Genomic DNA, 11531 nt, shown 5'->3' on the forward strand with positions numbered 1-11531 from the left:
TGTTAGAGCACGGGAACGGTCGCCCAGTAATCCCTGTTCCCCCATGCATTGGCCAATCGCCGCCCGCGAGACGCCTCGGCGCTTACACGATGCGATCCGCGGCAAAATGGTGACGCAAGTTCGACGGCGAAACGACAGAATGGTCGCCGTCAAACCCGAGACCCTTATGGCTGGCACCGTTCGCGACCTCAAAGTCTGGCAGGAAGCAGTGGCGCTGGCCGCCGAGACGGTGCGGTCGGCGCGGCAGTCGGCGCGGCGAGAGACCAAAGTGCTCACCGACCACATCATGATCTCCGCACTCGCCGCGGCCGGCGCGATCGCCGACGGCTACGGCCGCTACACCGCGCCGGAGCAACGGCAGTTGTACCGCTCGGCGAAACGTGAATTGCTGCGGCTCGAGACTCAGCTCGCGATCGCCCGACAGGCTGACCTCATGTCGGCTCACACGCACGCCGACCTGTCGGCCAGAATTCAAGGAGTGAACCGACTGCTCGGCGGCTACCTGGTGTATTTGGAGCGGCAGTTGGAGGCAGCCAACCAAGGGAAAGAGGCGAAGGTCGAGCAGTGAGGCCAAGCCCCGGTCTCCGAGTCTCCGAGTCTCCGCGCATGTGGCGCTTCTTCGCGGTCCCATGACCGGTGGACCGTCCCGCTAGCCTCTACTCCTCCCATGCCCTTTTACAAACCGATCCACCAGGTCGACCGTGCGCAGACGCGTCAGCGAAGCCGCGCGCGTTCCGACGACCCTCGACGCGGTGCTCGCCAGATGAGACGACGAGGCGAATCCGAGGATGTTTGCCACGTCTCGGAGATCGTACCCCGGGTTCTTCGCCAACTCCGCCGCGGCGATGATGCGCACCAGGTCGATGATGCGCTTGAGGTTCGGACCTCCGCCCGCGGCGAACGAGCGCGACAAATGCTCGCGTGTCACTTGGAGAACCTTGGCCAGCGACGAGGTTCGCACGGGACGACCGGCGTGCGACACGACGAACCGCCACGCGGTCGATTGAAGGGGCGACTCGAGAGCGAGCGGACGCGGCGGACGGTCGAGGGCGCGAGCGAAACGCGACGAGAAGGCGAGCGGCTGCACGACTTCTCTCGCCGCGGATTCGTCCACTCCGTCGACGAGGACGTCGGCGAATTCGTACGCGGCGCACTGCGCCAACGCCGGACCGTCGGCCGTTCGCAGCGCGGCGAGTCCGAAAAAGGGGATGCTCGGGTATTCGCGCGCGAGCGATGCGACGCGCCACGTGTCCTCGTGCGCGCTGCCGATGTCCACGACCGCGGCGTCCACCAACTCGGACTTGAACGCCATCTGAAAATCCACGACGGAGCGGGTGACGAGAACTCGCGCCCGCCGCCGCGGGAAGGCCGTCTTCATGAGCGCGCGTGTGCGCTCGCGTTGAGCGTAGAGAACGATTGCCGGCGGCGGCAGCACACTCACCGCCGAGTAGTCGACGTGGATCGGCGAAGGCGTCACTCGATCAATTCCGGCGCTCGACGCCCGACCGTCTATCGGCCGGCGTCTCCGCCGCGACCGCCTGGACGAAACGCTCCGTGGTCGCATGATCGGGGCCTTCGTCGCTGTCTAGGTTCGGCTTTCCGTCGATGAATTGGCGAACGATCGGATCCGTGGTGTCGCGGATCTCGTTCACCGATCCCACCTGACGAACCTTTCCGTCGTACAACATCGCGATGCGGGTGCCCACGGTGTAGGCGCTCCGCATGTCGTGTGTGATGACGATGCCGGTGACCCCGAGCTTCTCGCGCATCCGGATCATCAGCTGATCGATCACCGCGCTGGTCACCGGATCGAGACCCGTCGTGGGCTCGTCATATAGGATGTACTTGGGGCGAAGCGCGATTGCGCGGGCGATGCCGACCCGCTTCCGCATGCCGCCAGAAAGCTCCGCCGGATATCGGTCGACGACGGCCGGAAGGTCGACGAGCTCCAACGCCTCCATGACGCGCTGGTGAATCTCGTTCTCCGAAAGCTCCTGCTGCTTGCGAAGTCCCATCGCGACATTGTCGCCGACGGTGAACGAATCGAACAGCGCCGCGAACTGAAAGACGTATCCGATTCGCGCACGGAGCGCGTACAAATCGCGGCGGCTGAGGCGAGGCACCTCGAGGTCGTCCACGAACACCTGCCCCGAATCGGGCTCGAGCAGCCCGACGATGTGCTTGATCGCGACCGACTTGCCCGTGCCCGAATAGCCGATGATCACCATCGTCTCACCCTCGTTGATGTCGAGAGTGAAGCCCTGCAGCACGCGCTTCGGGCCGAACGATTTGTAGACGTCGACGAGACGGATCATCGAGTGGGGAGAGTCACATTGACGCGAGGGCAGAAATGTGATCGAGACCGGGCTTCGAGGCTAGACGCTAAAGGCGCAACGACGGGAACGTCGCAGCTGACGAGGGCGCCACTTCCGAGAGGCGCGACTCCCAGACTGCGCTAACTCCCAAACGACGCGAAGGGCGCGACTGCCAAAGGGCGCCTGAGGAAATGGCGCTCTGAGGACGTCAGCGCTCTGAGGACGTCAGCGCTCTGAGGACGGCAGCGCCGTAAGGACGTCAGCGCTCTAAGGACGGCAGCGCCGTAAGGACGTCCGCGCTCTGAGGACGTCAGCGCTCTAAGGACGTCAGCGCTCTACGGACGTCAGCGCCGTAAGGACGTCAGCGCCGTAAGGACGTCAGCGCCGTAAAGCAGAAGGGCCGGCTTTCGGCCGGCCCTTCCGAGTTCCGCTGTTACGCTGCGAAGCTGCCGAGTGCTCGGCCGACGTCGCCTTCGCGCAAGCGCTTGAGCGCGCGGTCTCGAAGCTGACGGACGCGCTCGCGAGTGACGCCGAGCATGGAGCCGATTTCTTCGAGCGTGTGCTCGCGTCCGCCCTCGAGCCCGAAGTACAGGCGGAGGACCTTCGCGTCGCGCGGCGGAAGCGTGCTGAGGGCCTGCTCGATCTCGTCGGTGAGGAAGCGGTTCATTGCTTCCTCCTCGGTGTCCGGCATCTCGTCGGCGACGAAGCGCTCGATGAGGGACCGGTCGCCTTCGGGATCCATCGGCGCGTCGAGGCGGACGTCGCTCGTATTGAGCGCCGCCAGCGACTGCACGACGTCCACCGACAGCCCGGTGAGCTGCGACAGCTCCTCGGGGCTCGGCTCGCGGTTCAGCTTCTGCCGGAGGATTTCCGACGCCTTGATGATTCTCGAAAGGTCTGCGGTGCGGTTGAGCGGCACGCGGACCGTGCGTCCCTGGCGAGCCAGGGCCGACAGAATCGCCTGACGGATCCACCACACGGCGTAGGAGATGAACTTGACCCCCTGGTCGGGGTCGAACTTTCGGGCGGCCGTGAGCAGCCCGACGTTCCCTTCACCGATCAGGTCGATGAGGGGCAGTCCCCGGTTCTGGTACTTCTTGGCCACGGAGATGACGAACCGGAGGTTCCGCTTCACCAGCTCCTGGAGCGCGTCCTGGTCGCCGGCTCGGATCTTCTTCGCGAGGTCGATCTCCTCCGTTCCCTTGAGGAGCGGATACGTCGACACCTCGTAGAGATATTGATCGAGGATGTCGCGTTCGGGTTCGTTCGGAGCGATCCCAGCGGGGGCCGAGCGACGGCGTCGACGCTTGAGTTCGGTCATGGTTGCAGATTGCCCTCGCGCCCAGCGGCGCGATTGGAGTCGTGTCTTGTCGTTTAAGGAGCGGCGGCCAGCCAACGATACCGCGACGCTACGGTCTAACTATGCTGCACTGCTCTGCTGCTCCGCTGTGCTGCGGTACACAGCCCGCGTGGCGCCCGTTCCACCAACCAGACCTGCTACGTCGACACTACGCGCACCTTTCGAAGCGAGTTACGAGAGGCGCTGCAAAATACCGGCCTTTCGATTTTGCGCCAGTCCCAATTCGTTGACACTCGCCGATACCCCCGGCTATACTTGGTGGTTCCGGGAAAACCGGTGGACGGGCCGACAGGTAGACGGGTGGACAGCGAGCGATTCTTGTGCGCGCGAACGACTCTCGTCTGTAGCAGTGGCCGTCCACCTGTCGAGCGGTCCACCTGTCCACCCGGTTTTGGGGGCGTAGCTCAGTTGGGAGAGCGCTTGAATGGCATTCAAGAGGTCAGGGGTTCGATTCCCCTCGCCTCCACTGGCGAGGCGAATCGAAGCGTAGGACGCCCTCGCTGTTGGGATGAAAGTTGGGACGAACGGTTTGGTAGATTCCGTCGTTGTCGGAACGTGATCGGACGCACCAGTCGTATTAGTTCTGCGGGAATAGCTCAGTTGGTAGAGCACAACCTTGCCAAGGTTGGGGTCGCGGGTTCGAGTCCCGTTTCCCGCTCTCCACGTCAGCGGGGGCTCGAGTCGTCTGTGGCGGTTGAGTTCGGCTCTGGTCTCCGCGGATTTCGGGCGGTTAGCTCAGTTGGTTAGAGCGCCACGTTGACATCGTGGAGGTCACAAGTTCGAGTCTTGTACCGCCCATGCGCCCATAGCTCAATTGGATAGAGCATCTGACTACGGATCAGAAGGTTGGAGGTTCGAGTCCTTCTGGGCGCGCTAGACGGCGGTTGGATCGCCGGCGGTAAGAAAAGTCGGCGGGGCGTAGCTTAGCCCGGTAGAGCGCCTGCTTCGGGAGCAGGAGGTCGCTGGTTCAAATCCAGTCGCCCCGACCACCTTTCTATTGAAGAGCGGCCACGTTCGCCATCGCGGACGTGGCCGCTAATGCTCTACCCCGGATTTACCCCGGGTGCGCGCCGAGGGCATCGGACATCGTGGCGCCGGCGCGCGGCAACTGCAACGTGAACCGCGACCCGACGCCGACGGTGCTCTCGACTGTCAGATCGCCCTTCATCGCGCGCGCCAGGTCGCGGCTGATCGTCAGCCCCAAGCCAACCCCGCCGCGCCGCTCGGTCAGCCCGTTCGCCAGCTGAACAAAGGGTTCGAAGATCGCCACCAACTTCTCGCCGGGAATTCCAGGACCGGCGTCGGCCACGCAAATCCTCACGGTCTGCGGCGTCGCGGCGAAGGTGAGCGTGATCTGCCCGCCGTCGGCTGTCGCGTATTTGACCGCGTTCATGATGAGATTCAGAAGAATCTGCCGCGCGCGGTCCGGATCGACCCACATCATCGCGTCGACATCCGACGGCCAATGAACGAGCGCGAAACGGCGTTCGTCGATAGCGCCGCGGAGCGTGTCGGCGACTTCGCGGAGCATCGCCTGAACGGAAACCGCGCTGAATCGGTACTCCAATCGGCCGCTTTCGGTCTGCACGAACATGAGCAGTTCCGAGATCAGCGTGAGCAGGTTTTCCTGGCTGCGCCGAATGCGCTCGAGGTCGATCATTTGCGCAGGGCTCACGGGGCCGCGGAGCCCCATCTCGATCAGAGAGACGTAGCCGCCGATGGCGTTGAGGGGCGTCATCAGCTCGTGGCTCATCTTGCCGAGGAAGGACGACTTCGCGCGGTTCGCAAGGTCGGCGGCGTGGCTCAACTCCCGAGCCTGGCGATAGAGCCGCTCGTTTTCCAGCGCGAGGGCGCAGATGTCGGCGAGGTCCCTGGCCAGGGTCACCTCCTCCGTCGAGAACGGCGGGTCGCCTTCGCGCGTGATGAAGGTGATCGCGCCGACCACCCGGGCGCGAACGACGAGCGGCACGACCAAGAGGCCGCCGAAGCCGAGCGCGCGACGCGCCACCGTACCATCCTCGTCGCTCCTGCCCAGCGAGCCGCGCTCGCTCGAGCCGGCGCCAAGCGGCGCCGGCGGGGGGAACCATCGGTCGGCGAACAACTGAGCGGCGCCTTGCCTCTCCAAGTCGGGGTGCGCGACCGGCAACCGATGAACGGCGCCGTCGAATTCCACGACGTCCACGATGCACCAGCTGCCCTCACGCGGCAGCGCGCGCCGCGCAATCCTTTCACGCACGGTCTCATCATCGAGCGGCACGGCCAGCTCCCGGCAGGCCGCCGAGAGGAACGTGGCGCGACGGCTCGCCGCGACCGCCTCGTCCGATACATCTCGCGCCTGTAGCGCCGCGAGCAGGAATTGTTCTGTGATCGCGCGCTGGCGGATCAACTCCGGCGCGGCCGGCGTTGGCTCGACTGCGAGTCCGCCCTGCACGCCGCTATCCATCGGCGCCGGCTGCGATCGCCGCCTCTGCGAGATCCGGAACGCCGGTCGTGATCCCGTGATAGTTCGAAAGCGACTCTCCCATGACGGCGCCATCGGACGTCAGCGCGTAGGCACGGAAATCGGTCGCGTGCGCGCTGCCGCGCATCTTGACCACCGACAGCACTTTCTGAAGCTTGCCCTCGATCTCGACATACCGTTGCACGAAGATGTCATCGGTGATGAACGAGACGCGCTCGTGGGTGAATCGGCCTCCCGGGTTTGCGTCGACGACCTCGTCGGTCATCAGCACCGTGACGCCGGTTGCGGTGAGCGCGCCGACCAGGCGATACAGCGACTCGCGAAAGTCCGTGCGATACGTCGGCGCCAACGCGACTTCGAAGCCCGAGAGTGAGTCGATGACGACGCGCGTCGCGCCGATCCGTTCGACGGCGCCCTGGATTTCCGCCAACATCTCGTCGACCGACAGATCGAGCGGCCGCAGATAGGTGACGGCGAGCCGTCCGCCCTCGACCATGCCGTCGAGATCGATCGAAACAGTTTTCGCGCGGGCGAGATACGATTCCGGATATTCCTCGAAGACCGCCACCACGCAATTCTCACCGTCGTTGAGTCCTTGCGCGATGAAGTGCGTCGCAAACGTGGTCTTGCCGCTCCCGGCTGGGCCGGTGAGCAGAACGACATCGCCGGCCGGAATGCCGCCGCCAATCATTTCGTCGAGCCCCGGCACTCCGGTCGCCAAGCGCACATTCCGCCGAACGACGCGTTGCCGCTGCTGCTCCGGGATCCGCGGAAAGACCTGCATGCCCGCATCGGTGAGCCGAAAGGTGTGCAGCCCCGGCATCGGGCTCCGTCCGCGAACCTTGACCGCGCGCAGCTTGCGCGTCGCTGAATTGCGATCGACGTCCTCGGACAGCCAGAGAATCGTGTCGGCCACCGTGAAGACCGGGTGGCGCTGCTCGGTGTCCGCGTATTCGCCGATCAGGAACGATGTGACTTCCCAGGTCGTGAGCTGCTGCGCGAGGCGATTGACGAACCGCGCGAGCTCGATGACGCCGCCCGATGCCGGCGACTGGTGCTCGCCGACGATCGTCCGAAACGAATCGACGGCGATGAACGACGGCTGCACGGCGGCCACTTCGGTCGCGACGCGTTGGAAGACGGCGTCGAGGTTTCCACCCGTCGCCTCGGCGGCCAGGTTGATGAACCGCACCGCCGCGGGAACGCGAGACGAATCGAAGAAGCCGAACTGCGACTGGTAGCGGAGCATCTTGATCGTCGGCTCGCCGAGCACGGTGAAATAGAGCGCCGGCCGTACGGGGGTCGCGTTGGCGAACAGAATCTGTTGCACGAGCGTTGTCTTTCCCGACCCCGGCGAGCCCGCGACGAGGTTGAACGAGAACTCGCAGAGACCGCCGCCGAGAACTGCATCGAGTCCCGGCACGCCGGTGGGGACGTTGCGGATCACCAATGGCTCCAGGACGCTCATGGCGCTTCCGCGGCGCGTGCCCGACGTGCGTCATCGTGATCCAGGAGATTTCGCGCCATATCCGCTCCAATGAGGTCGCTCAGGATGTCGAACAGCGCCGTGACCAGCGATTCGAGCGCGGCGCCTACAGCCCTGGCCCCGTGGCGCTCGACTGCCGCGACGACGTCCAGGTCAATTCCCAGCCCGGCGTATCGAGTGGCAGTCCACACGGGCGGGTCGGACTGCGTGCGCGCGATGGCGCGTCCAATCAAGGCGCGGTATCCGTCCTCGCCGAGCGAGCGGCGGAGATTGTCCGATACGCGCGCAAAGGCGCGCTGCAGGTCGGCGCCGGTCTTGGGCGACTGCCCATTCTCCGCTGCCCCGCGCCCGAGCAGTTCGCGGGCCAGGACAGGCGTGGTCACCGATCGCTGCGGGTCGGGGTCGTGCCCCCAAGTGTGCGCTTCACCGAGTCGCGGAATCACGTAGGCAGAGTACGCGTCATCGGCGCGCACTAGCCATCGCACGAAGGGATGGTCAGGGCCGTACGCTATTTGTGGGGGTGCCGGGGCGGCGAACGGACCGGCCCGTCCCGGACGCCGCTACTGCGAGCCGTCTCGACGCGCGTACGCGGCTATTTGCAGACGCGTGTGCAACGCGAGCTTCTCCATGACGTTGCGCACGTGACTCTTGACGGTGTGGGCCGCGATGTTGAGCCGCTGGGCGATTTCCTTGTTGCTCAGCCCCTCCCCGATCAGCTCGATGACTTCGCGCTCGCGCTTCGTCATGCGCACGTCCTCGAGGACGTGCTCGCGGCCCTGCGTGGCGACCGAGCTGGCGATTTGCGAGAACAGGGATTCCGCCATGCGCGGCGGCAACACCTTGCCCCCGGCGGCCACAGACCTGATCGTCGCCACGAACTCGTCGAACGAGGCGTCTTTGAGGACGAAACCGGACACGCCGGCGTTCACGAACTGCACGACGTCTTCGTTCATCGGAATGAGATCCATCACGATGATCTTCGTGCCCGGCGCCTGTTTCGGGAGGGCGGCGGCGACGCGGAGGCTGTCTTCATCCCCCAGGCCGACGTCGAGGAGCAGCACGTCGGGCTTGGCCTCATCGATGAAGGCTGGATCGGCGACGCTAGTGCCGACGACGCGGAGATCGGGAAGCCGATCGAGCATCGCGGTGAGCGCCTCGCGCACGAGGCGGTTGTCGTCCACGATCGCAACCGTGATCATGTCACCGGGCAGAGGGGCGCCGCCATGCAGTTGGGGTGTGCGAATCGCGGAAAGGCACGGAATGGCCGCCGAGGAACGGAATCTACCGCCGGCACGAACCGCGGCCATCCCCGGTGTTTCGGACGCGGTAGCAGGTCTTCTAGTCCGTTCGTGTCATTGTGGGCGGTCCCCGCAACTCCTACGGTACGTCAATATGACGCGCAACGAGGTGTACTCTCGAGTTGGCGCCGCCCCCGCGGCCGGCGGCACCTCGCCGGACAAGCGCTTGCTGTTGGACATCATCGACACGGTGCGCGAACCGCTGCTCTTGGTCGATTCCGACTTCCGCGTCAGGCACGCCAACCGCGCGTTTTTTTTCACGTTTCGAGTCGCACCCGAGGACACGATCGGTGAAGTGCTCTTCGCCCTGGGAAATGGTCAATGGGACATTGCGCCCCTGCGGACGCTGTTGCACGACCGCCTGGCCGCCGAACGCGAGTTGTACGACGTCGACGTCGACCACGTCTTTCCCGGAATCGGCCGCAAGATCATGCAGCTGAATGCCCGGGTCGTCTCGCATGGCACGCACGTCTCGGGGCTGATTCTTCTGGCTATCGAAGACGTGACGGAGCGACGGCTCACCGAGCGACTCCTCGCCGTTCAGCGCCGCGAGCTCGAACGATCGAACATGGCGCTGAATGAGTTCGCGTTCGTGGCATCGCACGACCTCCAGGAGCCGCTGCGCAAGATCGTCTCGTTTGGCGAACGGCTGGGGACCTCGGCTGGATCGCTGCTCGAGGGCAACGCGCGCCAATACCTCGATCGGATGCTCGATGCCGCGACGCGCATGCGCGCCCTGATCGCCGATCTGCTGGCGTATTCGCAGATCAAGACGAACGCCGCGGCCTTCGCGCCGACGAGCCTGGCCGCGATCGTGCGCGAAGTCGTCGCCGACCTCGAGACGGCCGTCTCCGACACCGGCGGCCGGATCGAGGTGGGCACGTTGCCGGCGATCGACGCCGACGCGTCGCAGATGCGCCAGCTCATGCAGAACCTCTTGAGCAACGCGCTCAAGTTTCGGCGCCCTGGCGTGCCGCCGGTGATCAAGCTCGGTGCCGCGATCTCGCGCGACGGCGTCTGCACGATCACCGTGACCGACAACGGAATCGGCTTCAAGCAGGAGCACGACGAAAAGATTTTTCGAATGTTCGAGCGACTCCATACCCGGACCCAGTTTCAGGGCTCCGGCATGGGACTCGCGATCTGCCGAAAGATCGTCGAGCGTCACGGTGGCAGCATCGCCGCGACGAGCATCGTCGGTCAGGGAACGACGTTCACCGTCAACCTCCCCGTCCACCAGGCGGAAATGGAGCACGCGCCATGATGATGCAAGACAAGCACAAGATTCCGATCACGATTCTCATCTGCGATGATGATGACGACGACCTGATGCTGACCCAACAGGCCCTCGAAGACGCGCACATCTCCAACGAGCTGCGGTTCGTCGAAGACGGCGAGGAGATGCTGGACTACCTGTACCAGCGTGGGGCGTTCTCGGGCGAGACTGGATCCGCGCCGCGGCCAGGTCTGATCCTGCTCGACCTCAACATGCCGAAGATGGACGGCCGCGAGGCGCTGCGGCTGCTCAAGGGCGACGTCACGCTGCACGACATCCCGGTCGTGATTCTCACGACGTCGAACCTGGACGCCGACGTCATTCGGAGCTATCAGCTCGGCGTCAACTCGTTCATCACCAAACCGGTCACGTTCTCGGGACTGGTGGAGGCGATGAACGTGCTCGGACGATACTGGCTCGAAATCGTCGAATTGCCGCCGGTGGCGGCGTAGGCGGTCGGTGACAGCGTAGGCGGTCGGTCGCGGCGTAGGCAACCTGGCCGCGCCGCTTGTCCGTGAACCGTCGCGACGTTCCGGGAATCGCTCGCTAGCTGATCGCGCCGCCCTCGTACCTACTTAATCACCCTTTCGTGTGATGGGTGATCGCGGCGATGACGCGTAGGCTCATTGGTGAGCTTCTTCACACGAATGATGTCGTATCTCACCCTCGGCTCCTCGCGGCCGATTCGGCGCCTCGCCGCATACTACGCGCTTCTCGCGATCGCCGGCCTGGTGTTGTTTCGTTTCATTCCGGGGCTCGACGGCTTGCTGACCGGCGACCGCCTGCAACACCTTGCGAAGGCCCCGGCGGCGTTGTTGCGCGACAGTATCTCTGCCGCCCAGTCAAACGCACCGCCGGCCGACCTGGCGGCGCGTGCCTGGTTCGCCCTGAGCACCGTTGTCATTCTGCTCAGCACGCTGGCGCTCATGCTGCCGGTTACCTGGGTGTACATGTCGGCGAGATCGGCCCAAGGGCACAACCAGTCAGTCGTGCAAGTGCTGATCGTGTTGCCGATGATCGTCGCCGGTGTTCGTGCTGATCGTGAGCAACAGCCTGGCCCTGGCGTTCAGCCTTGGCGGCGTGGTGGCCGCCGTCCGATTCCGCACGAACATGTCCGACTCTCGCGACATCGTATTCATCTTTCTCGCCATCGCCGTGGGGTTCGCCGCGGGCGTTCAGGACATCACGATCGCACTGGGCGACAACGCGTATTCGTCCGGCACGACCGCCCAGTTCAATCAGTGCTTCGCGCCGTCCTGGGGCGACCCGAAAAAGGGAATCATCAAGAGCCTGCATCCGTCTCCCGGCAACCACGAATACCAGACTCCGAGTGCC

11 protein-coding genes and 5 tRNA genes are annotated in these 11531 nt (G+C 64.9%); 9 read left to right on the forward strand and 7 right to left on the reverse strand.

Going from position 1 to position 11531, the window contains the following annotated elements:
- Window positions 1-166 precede the first annotated feature (166 nt).
- Window positions 167-568: a four helix bundle protein gene (locus tag VGQ44_19625; protein ID HEV8449056.1), complete on the forward strand. Its 402-nt coding sequence runs from the start codon at window positions 167-169 to the stop codon at window positions 566-568.
- Window positions 569-649: 81 nt separating this feature from the next.
- Here VGQ44_19625 and VGQ44_19630 read toward each other — a convergent pair whose 3' ends face one another.
- From VGQ44_19630 to VGQ44_19640, 3 genes are all read right to left on the reverse strand, one after another.
- Window positions 650-1477 (reverse strand): AraC family transcriptional regulator, encoded by an 828-nt coding sequence (locus VGQ44_19630; GenBank protein ID HEV8449057.1) that lies wholly within the window; start codon window positions 1475-1477, stop codon window positions 650-652.
- A 4-nt stretch (window positions 1478-1481) separates the two neighbouring features.
- The gene (locus VGQ44_19635) at window positions 1482-2315 is read right to left on the reverse strand and encodes an ABC transporter ATP-binding protein (protein ID HEV8449058.1); all 834 of its coding nucleotides are present in this window, start codon (window positions 2313-2315) and stop codon (window positions 1482-1484) included.
- 433 nt (window positions 2316-2748) lie between these two features.
- Window positions 2749-3636, reverse strand: a complete 888-nt coding sequence (locus VGQ44_19640) for an RNA polymerase sigma factor RpoD/SigA (protein ID HEV8449059.1) — start codon at window positions 3634-3636, stop codon at window positions 2749-2751.
- Window positions 3637-4068: 432 nt separating this feature from the next.
- Between VGQ44_19640 and VGQ44_19645 the strand changes: the two genes are divergently transcribed.
- From VGQ44_19645 to VGQ44_19665, 5 genes are all read left to right on the forward strand, one after another.
- Window positions 4069-4141 (forward strand) — tRNA-Ala (locus VGQ44_19645).
- A gap of 119 nt (window positions 4142-4260) precedes the next feature.
- A tRNA-Gly gene (locus VGQ44_19650) sits at window positions 4261-4333 on the forward strand.
- Window positions 4334-4399: 66 nt separating this feature from the next.
- A tRNA-Val gene (locus tag VGQ44_19655) sits at window positions 4400-4473 on the forward strand.
- A gap of 1 nt (window position 4474) precedes the next feature.
- A tRNA-Arg gene (locus VGQ44_19660) sits at window positions 4475-4548 on the forward strand.
- A gap of 39 nt (window positions 4549-4587) precedes the next feature.
- Window positions 4588-4664 (forward strand) — tRNA-Pro (locus tag VGQ44_19665).
- A 65-nt stretch (window positions 4665-4729) separates the two neighbouring features.
- On the opposite strand, the gene VGQ44_19670 is transcribed toward VGQ44_19665, so the two are convergent.
- The 4 genes from VGQ44_19670 to VGQ44_19685 form a co-directional block, all read right to left on the reverse strand.
- A complete protein-coding gene (locus VGQ44_19670; protein ID HEV8449060.1) occupies window positions 4730-6118 on the reverse strand; it encodes a GAF domain-containing sensor histidine kinase in 1389 nt (462 codons plus the stop codon).
- On the reverse strand, window positions 6111-7604 hold the full coding sequence (locus VGQ44_19675; GenBank protein HEV8449061.1) for an ATPase domain-containing protein: 1494 nt from the start codon (window positions 7602-7604) through the stop codon (window positions 6111-6113). The genes VGQ44_19670 and VGQ44_19675 overlap by 8 nt, the downstream gene beginning before the upstream one ends.
- Complete coding sequence (locus tag VGQ44_19680) at window positions 7601-8107, reverse strand: hypothetical protein (GenBank protein HEV8449062.1); 507 nt, start codon at window positions 8105-8107, stop codon at window positions 7601-7603. The genes VGQ44_19675 and VGQ44_19680 overlap by 4 nt, the downstream gene beginning before the upstream one ends.
- Window positions 8108-8182: 75 nt before the next feature.
- Window positions 8183-8821 (reverse strand): response regulator transcription factor, encoded by a 639-nt coding sequence (locus VGQ44_19685; GenBank protein HEV8449063.1) that lies wholly within the window; start codon window positions 8819-8821, stop codon window positions 8183-8185.
- A gap of 193 nt (window positions 8822-9014) precedes the next feature.
- Between VGQ44_19685 and VGQ44_19690 the strand changes: the two genes are divergently transcribed.
- From VGQ44_19690 to VGQ44_19700, 3 genes are all read left to right on the forward strand, one after another.
- A complete protein-coding gene (locus VGQ44_19690; protein HEV8449064.1) occupies window positions 9015-10184 on the forward strand; it encodes an ATP-binding protein in 1170 nt (389 codons plus the stop codon).
- Window positions 10181-10648 carry a response regulator gene (locus VGQ44_19695; GenBank protein ID HEV8449065.1) on the forward strand — a complete coding sequence of 156 codons (468 nt, stop codon included), beginning with the start codon at window positions 10181-10183 and terminating at the stop codon, window positions 10646-10648. The genes VGQ44_19690 and VGQ44_19695 overlap by 4 nt, the downstream gene beginning before the upstream one ends.
- Before the next feature lie 574 nt (window positions 10649-11222).
- Window positions 11223-11531 (forward strand): DUF4956 domain-containing protein (locus VGQ44_19700; GenBank protein HEV8449066.1); only part of this gene is annotated, 309 nt, incomplete at its 3' end.

The organism is Gemmatimonadaceae bacterium, from assembly GCA_036003045.1.
Lineage (GTDB): Bacteria > Gemmatimonadota > Gemmatimonadetes > Gemmatimonadales > Gemmatimonadaceae > JAQBQB01.

Excerpts from the sequence above, each read along its gene's own strand:
- VGQ44_19625 (HEV8449056.1), top strand. The coding sequence starts at position 167 with ATGGCTGGCACCGTTCGCGACCTCAAAGTCTGGCAGGAAGCAGTGGCG.
- VGQ44_19635 (HEV8449058.1), bottom strand. The coding sequence starts at position 2,315 with ATGATCCGTCTCGTCGACGTCTACAAATCGTTCGGCCCGAAGCGCGTG.
- VGQ44_19640 (HEV8449059.1), bottom strand. The coding sequence starts at position 3,636 with ATGACCGAACTCAAGCGTCGACGCCGTCGCTCGGCCCCCGCTGGGATC.
- VGQ44_19670 (HEV8449060.1), bottom strand. The coding sequence starts at position 6,118 with ATGGATAGCGGCGTGCAGGGCGGACTCGCAGTCGAGCCAACGCCGGCC.
- VGQ44_19675 (HEV8449061.1), bottom strand. The coding sequence starts at position 7,604 with ATGAGCGTCCTGGAGCCATTGGTGATCCGCAACGTCCCCACCGGCGTG.
- VGQ44_19685 (HEV8449063.1), bottom strand. The coding sequence starts at position 8,821 with ATGATCACGGTTGCGATCGTGGACGACAACCGCCTCGTGCGCGAGGCG.
- VGQ44_19690 (HEV8449064.1), top strand. The coding sequence starts at position 9,015 with ATGACGCGCAACGAGGTGTACTCTCGAGTTGGCGCCGCCCCCGCGGCC.
- VGQ44_19695 (HEV8449065.1), top strand. The coding sequence starts at position 10,181 with ATGATGATGCAAGACAAGCACAAGATTCCGATCACGATTCTCATCTGC.